Here is a 15,660-nt window from a genome sequence, read left to right on the forward strand (position 1 = left end):
AAAAAGACATCTGGTAAGATGGATTTAATCTTGTTGAACGGAGGGGATTTTTTCATGGCCAAAAAGGGACAACCCTTTCGGCAGTCTCCTTGGAGTTAAAGATGGAGGCAGAACAACAGGTACGCGAGTATATTTCATTTTATAACCAAAGTAGATTTCAGAAAAAATTAAACAACCGTTCCCCGGCTGAATACCGAGAAGCGGTTGCTGCTTAAACATGTCTTTTTAGTCCTGTCTACTTGACAGGGGGATGACCAATTTTCAGGCTTTTTGTCATTACAATATCGAAGTACTTCTTAATAGGTATTCTTTAACTGTCGGTCTCTGGTTGATTAGTGTTCTTCTTCAGCTTACCGAAACGAATCCGGTCCACCAGATAATATAAGACTGGAGTCACTCCTGTAAAAAGAAGAAATGCCACCTCACTCCGATTCGTAACATCCTCCAAGTGAGCCGTAGATTTGAACATATTAATCGACATGACCACCATGGCAACAGACATAATGTAAGAAAACGGTTTATGATCATTCATTCCAACTAAGTGAGCAAATCCCTTTACGGATATAAGCAGGAAGAGAGATATCTTTAGAAATATACTAAACAGCCAAAAGATAATCAGCAGCGGATCCAAATTTTCCAAGAAAACCCCCGCATGAATATAACGAATCAATTCTAATGTCGGATAGGTTAGATTTGCTGTTAGTTCTGAACTAAATAACAATAAGCATCGTAGCAGGACAGCAAGTATAACCACAACAGCTGTAGCCGTAGCCCCCATTAGGGATTTCATTAACTTATCAGTCCCTACAAAATACGGAAATAGATACACGATAAAAGCCATTTCGCTGAACAGGGCCACGACGATCATTGTACCATTCCATATTCCAGCTGGTTGCCCAGCTGTAACCAATGCAATGGCCATGTCTATATTCATCTCTTTCGAGGCGAATAGGGGGAATGCCAGAACTGAGATTAAACTTAAGACGCCTTGAGCGCTTTGAAATAACGCAACTGGGCCTGAACGAACCCCTCGGGCTACACAAATTGCTATAGGCCAGTCCGGTGTCCCAGGTAAGTATATTTGTACGACAAAGTCAATAAACTGGCGCATGATAAATGCGGCTGAGAACAGATTGACAAAGATGACGATCAGAAACAGCGGATAATGGATCCTTCTGCCCAAGATGTCCTTTCCGTACTGTCCAAGAAAATGTGTAGGCCTGCGAAGACATAACCTATAAGTTAGATAAGCTATGAGAAGCCCGATTAGACTTCCGAGTAATACCGGACACCCAAGACATATATCCGGCATTTTTAACCAAGGGGCTGATGAAGAACCCGATCGTACATGAGAAAAGGAATTGAGCAAAGAACATGTACACCTGAAGCGATGTTATTTTTCCCATGGGGCCTCCTTCAATCTCCGATGAATAAGAACCTCTGTATGGGCTCAAAAATAAACGAGGTAACCAGACCAAGGGACCACCGATCCTTTAGGGCATAAGTAACTTCCATCCCGGTGAATATGACTAGCCATAAACACGCCAGAATCATGACACTACGCATAGAACGTTTATTTTTCCGTAGGTATCTCCATTCTAAAATACCTACTGCACCATAACAATGGCGATCATAATCATTTGTCTTCCTCCGTATCCGACAGGATTCTGTTCCACTGAGGTCTTTGCAACGTACCGAACCATTTAACAGAAATATTAACCCTAGGATCTACTCTCACCTGGTCAGCGTAACGCTTTCCCCACCCAGGCCTAAGGTCCTTCCATCTCCCGGGATATCTCCATTTAATATAATCTGCGAACTGAAAAACATCTGATTTCAATGTCTTAGATACGACCACAGCTCGGCGGATGCGGTCTTTGATTTTCTCATTTAGCAGCAGTTCAAGCTTTCGAAGCTCAGCCGGTTCAGTCACATCTATAGCTTGGCTTGCGTTCGATGATGTTCCTCTTGCCCTTTTCCGATTACAGAAAGTATGTCTCGTCCATTTCAACGATAGCTTCTGGCTTTAGAAGCGATTTGCTGATGTGCATCTTCCAAATCATAAAACCAGAAATTTAGTCCAGAGCAATATCCGACTCTCTCTTGGATCTACTTTTTAATGAAGCAACCTTAGCACGGTGCAATACCGAACTGAGGTTGCTTCAGTTAACTAAGACATACTGCTTTTTACTTCAGATAGGTTCCCGTTTCTCCAATTCCACCTCTGCCATTCAATACATATACCCTTGCATTTCCTTTGCCGGAGCATGTCAGGGTAATCTTGCCATTAGTAACGGTTTTGGAATCACCGGTCACCGCATCCACATAGGTTCCGTTCGGAATTCCGGTAAACGTGGCGTTTTCTGAAATCGTGACCAATGCAAAGCTGTCAATGCCTTTGGCACTGTCGGTATATCTTCTCTTAAACGCCAGATTGCCCGATACATTCTCTGTGGAATACTGGCCTTTTTGCAAGGCCGGTACAGCTCTTCTGATTAAATTAAGCTGTCTGATATGTTTCGCCAGAGGATGATTGAGCGATTCCGCAAGCGTGCCAGTAGCATTTGTGTATTTGCCGTAATCTTGTACCGTAACACTACCTTCCATGTGATCGCCGAAATATGCCCGTCCTGTTTTGCTTAGCGGTGCGTTTGGACCTGTATCAATGGTTGCCCCTTTTTGAAACTCGATTTCGGAGCCATAGAAGATAGCGGGTATTCCGCGGAAGGTGAACATCAGATCGAGATTCTCGGCCCAAGTGTCCTGTGTGCCCGCAAATCTTTGATTTTCCGGAGCCTGGTCGGGCGCATAGTCATGCGAGTCGACATAGGTTACATTCCAGGTAGCATCATTATAGTATTGATCGCCACCTTTCATACTGAATGCTTCCTGTGCAGTCTTGAATGCCCAATGCATTGGAAAATCAATCACATCCATGCCCGATTTCATCGAATAGTCAGGCGTATGATAGGTATTTCCGTTTAAGAAAGCATTGTTCGAGGTTGGCTGTCCTGCTGTAGTAGAGTTGTCCGCCCACTCTTGTTCAACTGACGCTTTATTGGAGGCGTAGTCATTCTTTCCATCGCCCGGATACGATTTTGAGCTTTTCCAAGTATAGAATGGCGTCGAGATCGCTGGAATTCCACTGTTCCAGACATCTCTGTAACGAGTGGCTACTTCTCCAAAAATATAGAAATCCGAGCCGCCTCTTGTCTTCCAGGCAGGAATATAGTATTTATTGAAAATATACCGGCTCACATGCTTCACCGTATCGACACGGAAAGCGTCAACACCCATGTCTATATAGTGATTGTAGGTATCAATTAAATATTTGTTAACTGCAGGGTTTTCCGTGTTCAAATCCACGCAATCGCCCGCTATCTGACCGGTTTGAACAGTATAGGATTCCCAGGAGAGACTTTTCTCTGTATGGTAAATGTTATTGTTCGTCCCCTCTGACTTCATTAAGGCGAGCCTTGCCTGATACTGCTGATCGGGTGTCATGGAATCATAGTTTGGCGGCAACTTATCCGTAGTCTTCACCAAGTTGTTAGCGGTATCGGGTTTAGCTGGATCTTTCTTGAACATGGGATACAGATTCTCTTCACCGAAATTACCCGTATGATTGACGACGATGTCCTGAATAACCTTCAGCCCTTTGGCATGGGCCGCATTGATCAAATCCTGATAAGAAGCTCCCGCCGATTCATACCGTGGGTCTACTTTGGCAAAATTTAAAGCATGGTAACCATGGTAATCATAACCGCTGGCATTTTGCACAACAGGTGTAATCCAGATGGCGCTGAATCCGAGGGCTTTGATATAATCGAGCTTTTGAATCAACCCCTTAAAGTCCCCTCTCCAAGCTGGGTCCGAATCTGGATTGCGCGCCTTTCCATCATCCCATGCGTGCACGTTATTGCTCGAATCACCGTCATAGAACCGGGAAGTAATCACGAAGTAAATAGTATCTTCCCGAAAATCCCCCTTAGTTCCAATATTATAAACAAAGCTCTGTTTGGTTTGATTACCAGCACCGTCTATAACGAGAAATTTTAATGTCGTGGTCTTGGAGATAAGAATAGACGGTCCAGTCAATCCGGCCAGCGCGTTGCCGAGGATATAGACTTTTGAGCTTGTGGTTGGTTCTGTACCATCCTCCGTATAGTATGCCTTGGTCGTTGCCGCCTTGTTATCTTTCAGGTTAAAGGATACAGTCACTGAGGAATCGGAATGCCCTGCAGGCAAATTCGCTGTGATTGTCGGAGCTTGCAGATCTGCATTTAGGTCAATCACATAAGCGAAAGAGGATGCATTTCCAGTTTGACCGATTGAGTTGACACCGAAGGCCTTAATGGTCAAAGAGGAAGCAACTTGGATTGGAGAGGTATACAAGGTCGAGGATGTCGTAGGTGTCGAACCGTCTATCGTATAGTAAATCTTATCGTCACTGTTGGTGCTGGAAAGCGTCACCGTTTGGGACGAATCATAAGTTTTGGGTACAGGAGAGGCGGAAATCGCCGGCATTTTAGGCATTTCCGGGCTGGCATCATACCATGTGTTATCTGTGTAATACCAGCCCTCTTTCACACTGCGGGACAAGTCGGCCGTCTGTTTGCCGCTACTGTCATTGAAGATGAGACTTGAGCCTGTCGCCTCGGCAATGGTGTAGCTGTACCAGTCGTTTCCATCCGGCTTCATCAGGATTCCCGGCCACGCCCCGCTTATCGGAACGGTTGTCGGATTCAGATTCCAGTAATGGATTCGAATCGCTGAATTCCAGCTTGAAGGTTTCTTAAAGTGAACCGTTAACCCACTTTGAGTTGATTGAGGGGTTGTGGTAGGTGCATACGTTGCGGTTACGGTAGACGTGATAGAAGCGGTTGTCGATGGAAGGGCAGTTGCTGTGGAATTCGTGTAGGTGGATGTATAATCGGTGTTACTGGCCGAAGCTACGCCGGGTAAACCGAAGAAGTTGAAGCAAAGTGATAAAATAATCAACCAAGAAATAAAACTCCTAGTTTTTTTCCTTAGCAAGTTAACAACCTCCTGATAATATTTAGTGGGGGAGATAATGCAATCGGTTGCATTAAAAGTTAAAAAAAGAAAGACATTTATTTTGATAAAATGGATTCATTTATCGCCTCCTCCACGGTATATATGGAAAATAATCATTGTACGCGCTTACAAAATAAACTATGAGAAAAGCCCATTAACACAGGGCTCTATATCAATGATTTTTTCCTTTTATGATTATATCATCCATACTTTTACTGGTCAATGCATTGCTAGGGACATATTTTTAGGGTTTAAGAGTTTATATTTTAGTACTGAAAAGGGGATGATTTTTTCAACGTAATACTTATGTCTGACTTTCTTTTGCTGGATTTACGTTTTTCTTTCATTTCTTCATGATATTGTTTCGGCTTACTTTTACTTCTGTTTTTAAGGTCTTTGATGGCTTTGGCTAAAAACAGTGAAAAGATGGATTTCAGAAAAAAGCGTATGTTTAAACGAAGAAAGTGGAGTGAACGGATCAAGGAGCAGGTGGGGAAGCCGTTAGGAATTTATCTTTAATATAAGCATTGACAAATTTTTGAATAAGTGAAATCATGTCTCTAATTACAATTATGTGCAAACGATTGCCCCTTTAAAAGCTTATACATTTTGCTTTTTTAGCCTCTTTTATTTACTCCTAATCTCCCAAGAGAGGTTGGTCGTAAAATAAAATCAAAAAGGAGAGTTTAGTATGAGGAGGAGGGCAAGCCCCATCTTGAGACGAACCTGGAGTATCGTTCTCTTTGTCGCATTGTTGTTGCAAACGATTGGCTTTAATCCCGAAGCACAGGCGAATGCCAATGTTCGGCAGTTAGACGGTTCGGATGCGAAGCTATCGGCTGTCGCAAACTACGGACTCCCGGAAAGGACGAAGGATGGTATTATTTTTCATGAGTGGAACCTTTAATACGCTGTAGCTAGATTGCAGCAACGTGCAATCTTGATTTTTTTACAAACAGGAAAAATTGACTGTATTTTCAAAAAAAACGAAAATCATTTGAAATTCGTACTTAACCAGCCTGAGAAAGTTTTTTATATTATTTTGTGCTGCTATCCTTCCACTGAGAAAGCTATGACAGAATCAGGATTTTGAGGCTTCTTTAAGGATGTTATTACATAAAAGCGGATCTTAATACAATCTTAATGCTGTAGGCAAATTCGTAATACGGTACTGATTTTGCTCATGATATACTAAGGATTGAGAGAGATATAATAGAGGGTGGGCACAGGATGGCATTATGGCAACGCTGAGATAAAAATAGAAAAAACATCATCTCAAACAAAGTTTATTCAAACACATATCGGAGTTGGTTACCGTTTGGCTTCAGGTTGGAGATGATGGCTAGGTAACAATACCATTATGTAATTAGAGATCATGCTCTTATGGAGCATGATCTCAGAGTGTCGAGAAAGTCCAGAGGACTTTTCGACAATTCTATTTTTATATGGGGAGACGCATCTTTTAAAACAAAAATCGATTTAAAACGATCTGAGGACCCTAGTTTTTAGACCACTAAGACAGTTTTAAACCCCCTGCAAAAAAACAGGGGGTTTCTCGACAGCCTGAGATCATGCTCTTATGGAGCATGATCTCTTTATTTTTCATCTGCCATCTATATCTTAAGATGATCTTTATACCTATATGAAAACCCTAATCCTAAACTAATGGTGAAAATGTTACGCTGAACTCAGAAGTAAGGAGGATAAGGAGGTTTAGCATGTGAGATGGGCACTACCTTGTTCGTCTGTTTCATCGGCTAAGCTGTCAACTGAGTGATAGGGAAAGAGGTGTGGGGATGAATGAAATTTTAACAATTGCGGGTCTGATCTCAATTGTGCTGCCGGTGCTGCATTCCGTAAAAAAATATATGATTTTACCGATTTGCAGAAGGTGACACGGAAGGATATCCATGAGAATTATGATGTCTAAAGCAGCTCAGAAGTTTGCTCTCGGTACACCCGTCGATGAGATCAGAGAAATCCTGACAAACAGCTATGAGTTAGACGAAAACCAGGTTGAAGAGACAATGCTTTTGGCACTTCCTCATCGGAACGATACCGATGGTAGATATCTTGCCTTTATCAAGGCTGTAAATCGGGTGCTGGGACAAGAGGTTTACAGCTAAACCTCAGAAAGAAGGAAAAATATGAATCGTCAGGCCGCGTTACTGGTGTCTGCTCCCAATCTAGCCGGAGAACAATTTTATTGAAATCGATATTAAGGAAAAACAATTGCCGACAAAGGAGTTCAGCAAGTATATATATTTGAAGAACAACGGAGGGAGCCTTTTTTTGTATGCAGAAAATCTAAGTAGAATGACAGACACTGGAAAAACAAGGACAGGTAGAGCCGAAAACAGAAGAAAACACATAAAGACAAGAAAAACCTTGGAATGATGTCGCTTCTTTTTTTGGTTCGTGATGAACGGAAGGACTACAATAAGCAATTAAACACGACAAATCGATGTCTGCAAAGAGGAAGAGAGAATAAGCTCTATGAATTCCATGAAAGCGTTTGACATATTTGAATATCAATCTATAATTATGAACAGAATTGGACCTCACAGAGATGGAAGTATTCTGATTTTTTCAATATGAAACGGATTGAGCTGTCACCAATTTTCAAATAGGTCGCTGCCTATGAGGAATACGATAATTGATAGAGCTGTTGTTCATAAACAGCAAGCTCCATAACCAGGGGCTTGCTGTTTCATTTACCTAAGGAGAATGGGTCGGAATGACACTTAAAAAAAGAATCTTTTTATTGTTTTTTCTCAGCGCGTTCATCCCCTTTATTAGTATATTTGTAATTTCTTACTATACCATTGATTCCATTTTTGCGAATAAAATCAATGATGGAATTCGGAGCAATCTACAGCAGGTAACTTTATCACTGGAGAATTCAATTAACAACCTGAATCATGTTACTCAGCAATTGTCATATAGAGGTACATTAGGTAAGAAACTGGATGAAGTCTTGAAGCCTTCCTCTAATATATTTGAATTGATTGAGGCTAGAGATGAATTAAAGAATGAGTTAAATGTCGTAACGTTTACTAATCCGAATATAGGTCTGACCTTATACTATTTCCAGAAAGAAGGCACTACACAGTTCGCTAACTTTCCCATCAAAGATCGTTTTTCCCCCGAGTCTTTGCCTGTGCTATTCAAATCATATGGCATTGCGTACTATGGTCCCCATATCAGTATGAACCGATTTGATGATCAGCTCGTTTTATCTGCTATGCGAAAGGTACAACTGCCTCAAAGGGACGATGTATATATTTACGTCGAATCCGGCTTTCGACTTACACAGGATATACTGGATTACAATCAATACAAAGGAGCTTTATCGCATTTGATCCTGAATGGTGAGGGCAACATTGTTTACAGTGAAATTCCAGAAACGATGAAGGTCGGGGAGAATTTCTCCAGCTTATCGAAAGGTACTGCAAAAGATGGAATATCCCGTGATTACCATTGGTTTAAGGAGGACTCCTCTCAGAATTGGAGCGTCATATCGGTAATTTCGCAGGCTAAGTATCAACAGGAGAAAAACCAGTGGCTGCTTCAAATATTACTGGTCGCTTTATTTTTTTTCGGCTTTACCGTATTTCTTGCTTGGCTTCTGTGGAAGACCGTCTACAAACCACTCGGTCTGTTCCATTCGGAAATTAACGGAATGTCTCAGAATCCACAAAAGGCAGGCAGCCAGATCCGCACTCAAATTCCCGAATTTGACTTTCTGCTGGGGGAATTCTCAAATATGCAGCATCAAATCGGCGACCTGTTCAAGGAAGTGCAGCAGAAAGAGAAGATCCGTGCAGATTTGGAAGTGGAAAAATTGTTATATCAGATCAATCCTCACTTTCTGATGAATACGCTGGATACTGTGCACTGGCTGGCCGTTATGAACGGACAAGGGGAGATTGACAAGTTGGTGCAATCCTTGAACAAGCTGTTGTATTACAATTTGGGTAAATTAGGGCAAGTATCCACGATGGAAGAGGAAATTGATGCGCTAAGACAGTACCTAATCCTGCAACAAATTCGATATGACTTTGAATTTGACGTGCGTATTTCAGCGGATGATCAAGTGCTACAAATACCTGTGCCTCGTTTTATTCTGCAACCGTTGGTTGAAAATTCACTTTATCATGGACTGAGTGACGAAGGTTTTATACAAATTGAAGTTACACTCGCCAAAACGCTGAATATTTTAATACAGGATAATGGTGCAGGTATGACCGAGGAAGCGATTCAAAGACTTCTGAACAATCGTATAGCTGAACATAAAAAAGTAGGGATGGGCATCGGACTCAATTATGTCCACCGCATGTTGAGGGCACAGTACGGAGATCAAGCACAACTGGTGATCGAAAGTGAATTGGGTACAGGGACAAGTATACTGCTCATACTTCCTATCAAAGGAGAAGATGTCTGAGGATGATTAAGGTGTTGATTGTGGATGACGATAAATTGGTACGAAAAGGAATAAGCTCCGCGATGCCGTGGAACGAGTTCAATATGGAGGTTGTAGGAGAAGCAAGTAACGGGTTGAAAGCACTGGATTTTCTGAAATCCCAACCGGTCGATCTGATGTTGACGGATCTCGCGATGCCGGTAATGTCAGGTATTGAACTGATGCGAGCTGCCAGGCAGCTCTATCCAGAACTACATATTGTCGTATTAACACTGCATCAAGATTTCGATTATATCCAGGAAGCGCTTAGGCTGGGAGCCATCGATTATATAGCCAAAGTTCAGCTCGAGAAAGAGCAATTCGAACACGTGCTGCATCGAATACATACCCGGATTGACGAGCTGGCGAATACAAGACGAAAGCTGCCGCTGCTAAGTGAGACCAATGTCCTTTATCGCCATGTGTATGCACTTGTTTCACTGGATCGCAAGTCAGGACAGAACTGGCCGATTGAACTGACATCCAATGTAGATGAGATCCGTTGGGAGGTTGAACGGAACAGTTGGATGTGGACGGCACCCATGGACGTAGAGGATCAGCTGTTCCGTAAACTGAAGGAATACCTGGATCAAGTTCCCCAAGGCGCCTTGCTGGTTCTGTCCGATGTACAAGAGCGAACATGGTCGCAAATCCAAAACTGGATTATGAACTATACAGAAACGTCCTTATTCTATGCATACAATCCTTGTGATCCTGTCATTTCCGTTTCGATGAATGTGGAGGACTCATTTCCAATAGAACCGCAGGATGAAGACATGGATCGTATTAAACAAAGTTGGTTCCTATCACCATGGACCCACAACGACAGTTACTACAACCAACTGATTGAACAGTTCAAATCACTAAGACTGCATAAAGGCCAGCTGATGGGTTTGCTATACTCTATAGTTATGGAATGGAATCACCTTTTTGCTCAGACCACGCTGGGTAGAATCTCAATGATCCATTCTTTTCAATCCTGGTACGAGGTAGAAGATTGGATCAAGCAGACCTCTGTGGGCATTCGTAAGGCAGATGAACAGACTTCGTATTCACAAGAAATTGTAGACGCCGTGAAAAAAGCGATTATGATCATGCAAAATGATTTGGACCAAGCTTTTACAGCTTCAGGTCTGTCCCAACAACTGAACATCAGCCGAAGCTATTTCAGTCAATGCTTCAAGGATTTGATGGGGAAAACCTTTAATGAGTACTCCCGATTTATACGAATAGAGAAGTCTAAAGAGTATTTATTGAATACAACCAACACGATTTTCTGGATTGCGGAGCGAGTGGGTTATACGGATGAAAAATATTTCAGCCGAATTTTTCGCGAATTGACAGGTCTGCTGCCAAGCGAATATCGACAGCTCGGCAGAGGGGATAAATAGCGTATTCTCCCAGATGAGTCAATAATCCGGGCGAAAGAAGGGAAAGCGATGATTAAGAAGATGGCTGCGTGTGTTCTTGTCGTCAGCTTAATTACAGGGACAGTATATTTCAGCAGCCCATACTTCCGGGAATCACCAATGGGATCAACGAAAACAATCTCGGACACTGCTACTGCCGATCCATTGGGGAAATATGAACATCCCGTTTCCATCCGGCTGGGATATGTGGTAGACCCAACAGGCGCGGATCTATCCGGAGGAGAAACACTTGAGAAGAATATGTGGAAAACGATGATTAAACAAAACCTCAACATTGATGTCCAGGTATTATGGCAGGTGTCGAAGGAAAATCTGGGTCAGAAAATCGATCTGGCTATCGCCAGCAATGATCTGCCGGATACCATGATTGTAAATCAGGTGCAGCTGAACGAGATGATCAAGGCTGGAGAAATTGAAGATCTAACCGAGGCATACAATAGCAGCGTATCACCGGAAATAAAAAAAATCATCGATAGCACAAACGGATTGGCTATGGAACAAGTGACCTTCGATGGCAAGATGATGGCTGTTCCTTCTGTGACAGCGGAAGACTTCAGCATGCTCTGGATTCGACAGGATTGGCTGGATCGTCTTGGACTGAAGCCGCCGAAAACGGCCGATGACCTGGAAGCTATCGCCAAGGCCTTTGTGGAGAATGACCCGGATGGAAACAGTAAGCGGGATACGATTGGCCTTGCTTCAAGCACTGGACTGTATAACGATTTCAACAACAGTGCTTTTGCTTTTGATCTAACGCCGATCTTCGCAGCATATGGATCTTTCCCGGGATATTGGCTGAGCAAAGATGGAAAACCTGTATACGGTTCGGTTCTACCGGAAACGAAGGACGCCTTGGTCAAGCTGCGTGAAATGTACGCCAAAGGCCTTCTCGATCCAGAAATGGGCATCCGCAAAGAAGCGGAGGAAACAGTCATTAACGGTCAGGCGGGGATGTTCTTTCAAGGTTTCTATGCTGGGTACTGGCCCCTTCCGAGCGCTTGGCAGAACGAGCCGAAGGCGAACTGGCAAGCATACGCACTCCCGCTGGATGCAAACGGAGCATACCATGTGAAGGTGGATAATCCGTCAAGTTCATTCTTGGTGGTACGAAAAGGATATGCTCATCCCGAAGCGATCATTAAAATTAACAATCTGTACCTTCGTGATGAGTTCAAGTACGGTACGCGTTTTATGCTGAGCCGCAATTTCTTTGCTCCGGCAGATGAGGCACGATATGAATCGAAGGCCGTGCAGGATATTCTGATGGGAACCAAAACACCCGCCGATTTCAAGGGCAAGTCTGAATACAAATTACTGGAAAACTTGGTTTCGACGATAAAACAAACCAAATTGAAGCCTTATGATCAACATGGTATTTCCTATTGGAATAAACACAGCGACAGCTTTATGCGGAGTTATTCGCTTCTTGTAGGCGGAAGAAATTTCTTCGATCCAAACATCCATAAAGTTCGAAGCCTTACCTATATACGAACTCCAACGATGGAGAAGGCTTGGGGTGAACTATCGAAACTGGAACATGATACATTTTTGAAAATTATTTTAGGCGCTGAACCAATCGATTCATTTGATCAATTTGTCGAGGAATGGAAGGAACAAGGGGGCGATCAAGTGACTGTGGAGGTGACCGTAGCCCATAATCATCGCTGAAGACCATCATGAATGTGATACGATAAATTCTACACGACACTTTTATAAATCCATTAATCAAGCCGACAGATTCCTGTTTCAGGAGCTGCCGGTTTTTTTGTTCTTCACTTTGATTAGTAAGTAAGGATAGACAAATGTATGTCGGTAGGTAGGATAAATGCTTACAAGGCGACTATGGCTTCATGATCCCGAATGAAACCGTATACATTTCTCTATCCAAACAGACGTTCAATCCCTATCTCGATTTGTCTTCTCCGAGTCTTATAATGAAAGCGTAAACAACAACGATAGAGAAATATTCAGAACGAAGGGGAATCGAATGTGATGAGAACTAAATGGTTCATAAAAAGAAACATGTTGACGAGACGTCTGGCCGTGCTGTCGATGTCTGCCCTGATGATTTCAACCCTTGTAGCCTGTGGGGGTTCCTTCAACCCTCCTACTGCGGAGGAAGCGGGCAAGTATGAGGCAACACCGGGAGACCCATTCAGTGCCTATAAAGACGAAATAACCGTAACGATGGGTCGTGTGACTACAGCCAACCCGAAACTGCCGGCTGGAGATACGTATGAGAACAACGCGTATACTCGGCTGGTCAAAGAAACGTTTAACGCTCAGATTAAAGACCAATTTGAAGCCAACGGAGAAGATTACAGCCGTCAGGTTTCTCTCGCCATCGCCTCTGGGGAACTGCCTGACATGATGCGTGTCGATTCCAAGGATGAACTCAAAGAACTGGTTGATAATGATCTGATTGAAGATATGACGGAAATTTACAAACAGTATGCCACAGATAACATCAAGAACATTTACGAATCTTATGAGGGCCGTGCATTAGATAATGCGACGATAGATGGACGTTTAATGGGACTTCCGGCTACTTCCCTAGATTCCGCGCCAACCATGGTCTGGGTTCGTCAGGATTGGCTGGATTTACTGGGAATCCAACTTGACGCAGACGGAGACGGGGCCATCAAGCTGGATGATGTGGAGAAAACGGCCGAGGAATTCCTGAAAAGAGATCCTGGCCAATCCGGGAAACCGGTAGGTATTCCCTTTGTGAACACCCTGAATACAAGTGACTATAATGGTTCCGCCTATACCATGCTGGGAGTTGCCTCCACCAAGGGTGCATTCCCTCAATACTGGATGAAGGGAAAGGATGGCAGCATTGTTTATGGCTCGACAACAAAGGAAACCAAGCAGATGTTAGGCGTCATGGCAGATTGGTTCAAGAGAGGCATCATCGACCCGCAATTTGGAACACGCACATTTGATGATATTACGGCACTGTACACCAACGGCCAAAGCGGTATTGCTTTTGGACCATGGCATATTCCCGACTGGGGTCTGAGCAGCGTGAAGCAGATGGATAAGAATGCGAAATTCACGGCTTACACTTTGGAGGATGCAGACGGAAAGGTACACGTGGCACACGCCAATCCAGCCAATCAGTTTATCGTTGTGAGAAAAGGATATGAACACCCGGAACTCGCCGTTAAAATAGTAAACCTTTTCTACGATAAACTGGCAAATGATAAAAATGTGAAAACATCTATGCCAGAAGCCGCCAAGTATCAAGAGAACGGCGTAGACGGTTCTACCAGACCTTTTAATATTGAAGTCAACTCGGCTACCTCGCTGCTGGATGATTACTCTGACGTTGTTCGCGGGATTAAAGGGGAGATTAGTCTGGATCAGGTCCGGACAACCGAATCAAAGAACAATATTGAAAGTATCCAAACCTACTTGAGCGATATGGATACGGATAACGTAACAGCCTGGTCGAAATATCACTCGCGTATCAACGGAGTGGGACTCATCGACAAACTGACACAGGAAAACAAATTCGTTTGGATGACACCCGCTTTCTCTGGAACTACACCAAGCATGAAACAGACATGGGCTAATCTGACCAAGATGGAGCAGGAATCTTTCATCAAAATCGTGACTGGTGCAGAATCTCTGGATTACTTCGATACTTTCGTTAGCAATTGGAAGAAACAAGGCGGTGACCAGGTAATTCAGGAAATTGAAGACGAGGCCGCATCCAATAAATAAATAATCATGAACTGCTAGAAGGGCTGCGATACGCAGCCTTTCTTCAGGAAAGGGGTCCATCCATGAAACAGGGAAATGATAAAGCAAAAGGTCGGTTGGGCACGGGTGCCATGTATCATCTGATGATGCTTCCGGGAATTTTATTTTTGCTGGTATTCAGCTATGTTCCGATGGTCGGTGTCATTACGGCGTTTCAGGATTATATACCAGCCAAGGGGATGTTTGGCTCCGAATTTGTAGGGCTGAAGCATTTTATTTATATGTTTAAGCTGCCGGACATCGCACAGGTTTTTAGTAATACGTTGGTGATTGCCATTGCCAAGATTCTATTGGGAACCATGATGGCTATCATTTTTTCCATTTTGTTAAATGAGATTCGCATCAAATTCGTTAAAAAATCCGTTCAGACAATTGTTTATCTGCCACACTTTCTATCCTGGGTAGTTCTAGCGTCCGTGGTTGTTAACATGTTCAGTTTGGATGGAATTGTGAATCAAATTTTGGCTTTCTTCGGTCTGGAGAATATTAATTTTCTCGGCAGCAACACCTGGTTCCAGCCGCTGATTATTGGGACAGACGTGTGGAAGGAGTTCGGTTACAGTTCCATCGTCTATTTGGCTGCAATTACTTCGATTGATCCGGGTCTGTACGAAGCGGCAGGAATGGATGGAGCCAGCTGGTGGAGAAAAGTATGGCATATTACGTTGCCAGGTATGCTGCCTATTATCCTGCTCATGGGAGTGATGAGTCTGACCAATATTTTGAGTGCCGGCTTCGATCAAATTTATAATCTGTATAATCCGGTTGTCTATGAGTCGGGAGATATTCTAGATACTTATGTATATCGGATTGGGCTCGTTGGGCGACAGTATAGCTTCGGTACGGCTGTTGGCCTGTTCAAGTCAGTGATCGGTATTGTTTTGCTATTGTTCGCCAACCATTTGGCCAAAAAATACACCGACCGAAAAATATTCTAAGGAG

The 15,660-nt window shown here is 43.2% G+C and carries 11 protein-coding genes; 8 read left to right on the plus strand and 3 right to left on the minus strand.

Features of this window, described 5'->3' with window-relative positions:
* Positions 1 to 101: 101 nt before the first annotated feature.
* On the plus strand, positions 102 to 215 hold the full coding sequence (locus tag NLX78_RS26785) for an IS3 family transposase (protein ID WP_148504410.1): 114 nt from the start codon (positions 102 to 104) through the stop codon (positions 213 to 215).
* Between the two features lie 95 nt (positions 216 to 310).
* Here NLX78_RS26785 and NLX78_RS21865 read toward each other — a convergent pair whose 3' ends face one another.
* From NLX78_RS21865 to NLX78_RS21875, 3 genes are all read right to left on the minus strand, one after another.
* Positions 311 to 1,312, minus strand: coding sequence for a GerAB/ArcD/ProY family transporter (locus tag NLX78_RS21865; protein WP_254351488.1), 1,002 nt, complete (start codon positions 1,310 to 1,312; stop codon positions 311 to 313).
* 324 nt (positions 1,313 to 1,636) lie between these two features.
* Entirely contained in the window at positions 1,637 to 2,011 is a 375-nt protein-coding gene (locus NLX78_RS21870; RefSeq protein ID WP_302057470.1) for a Ger(x)C family spore germination C-terminal domain-containing protein, read from the minus strand.
* Positions 2,012 to 2,187: 176 nt separating this feature from the next.
* Complete coding sequence (locus NLX78_RS21875; RefSeq protein WP_254351490.1) at positions 2,188 to 5,037, minus strand: alpha-amylase family glycosyl hydrolase; 2,850 nt, start codon at positions 5,035 to 5,037, stop codon at positions 2,188 to 2,190.
* 736 nt (positions 5,038 to 5,773) lie between these two features.
* Between NLX78_RS21875 and NLX78_RS21880 the strand changes: the two genes are divergently transcribed.
* From NLX78_RS21880 to NLX78_RS21910, 7 genes are all read left to right on the plus strand, one after another.
* Positions 5,774 to 5,965: a hypothetical protein gene (locus NLX78_RS21880; protein ID WP_254351491.1), complete on the plus strand. Its 192-nt coding sequence runs from the start codon at positions 5,774 to 5,776 to the stop codon at positions 5,963 to 5,965.
* Positions 5,966 to 6,977: 1,012 nt separating this feature from the next.
* Positions 6,978 to 7,184, plus strand: a complete 207-nt coding sequence (locus NLX78_RS21885) for a hypothetical protein (RefSeq protein WP_254351492.1) — start codon at positions 6,978 to 6,980, stop codon at positions 7,182 to 7,184.
* 611 nt (positions 7,185 to 7,795) lie between these two features.
* A complete protein-coding gene (locus NLX78_RS21890; protein WP_254351493.1) occupies positions 7,796 to 9,502 on the plus strand; it encodes a sensor histidine kinase in 1,707 nt (568 codons plus the stop codon).
* A 2-nt stretch (positions 9,503 to 9,504) separates the two neighbouring features.
* Entirely contained in the window at positions 9,505 to 10,911 is a 1,407-nt protein-coding gene (locus tag NLX78_RS21895; protein WP_250268361.1) for a response regulator transcription factor, read from the plus strand.
* 48 nt (positions 10,912 to 10,959) lie between these two features.
* Positions 10,960 to 12,618, plus strand: coding sequence for an extracellular solute-binding protein (locus tag NLX78_RS21900; RefSeq protein WP_254351494.1), 1,659 nt, complete (start codon positions 10,960 to 10,962; stop codon positions 12,616 to 12,618).
* Between the two features lie 324 nt (positions 12,619 to 12,942).
* Positions 12,943 to 14,679, plus strand: a complete 1,737-nt coding sequence (locus tag NLX78_RS21905; protein WP_367988603.1) for a type 2 periplasmic-binding domain-containing protein — start codon at positions 12,943 to 12,945, stop codon at positions 14,677 to 14,679.
* Between the two features lie 62 nt (positions 14,680 to 14,741).
* Positions 14,742 to 15,656: an ABC transporter permease gene (locus NLX78_RS21910; protein ID WP_254351496.1), complete on the plus strand. Its 915-nt coding sequence runs from the start codon at positions 14,742 to 14,744 to the stop codon at positions 15,654 to 15,656.
* Positions 15,657 to 15,660 lie beyond the last annotated feature (4 nt).

Source organism: Paenibacillus sp. Lou8.1 (genome assembly GCF_024213565.1).
GTDB lineage: Bacteria > Bacillota > Bacilli > Paenibacillales > Paenibacillaceae > Paenibacillus > Paenibacillus polymyxa_B.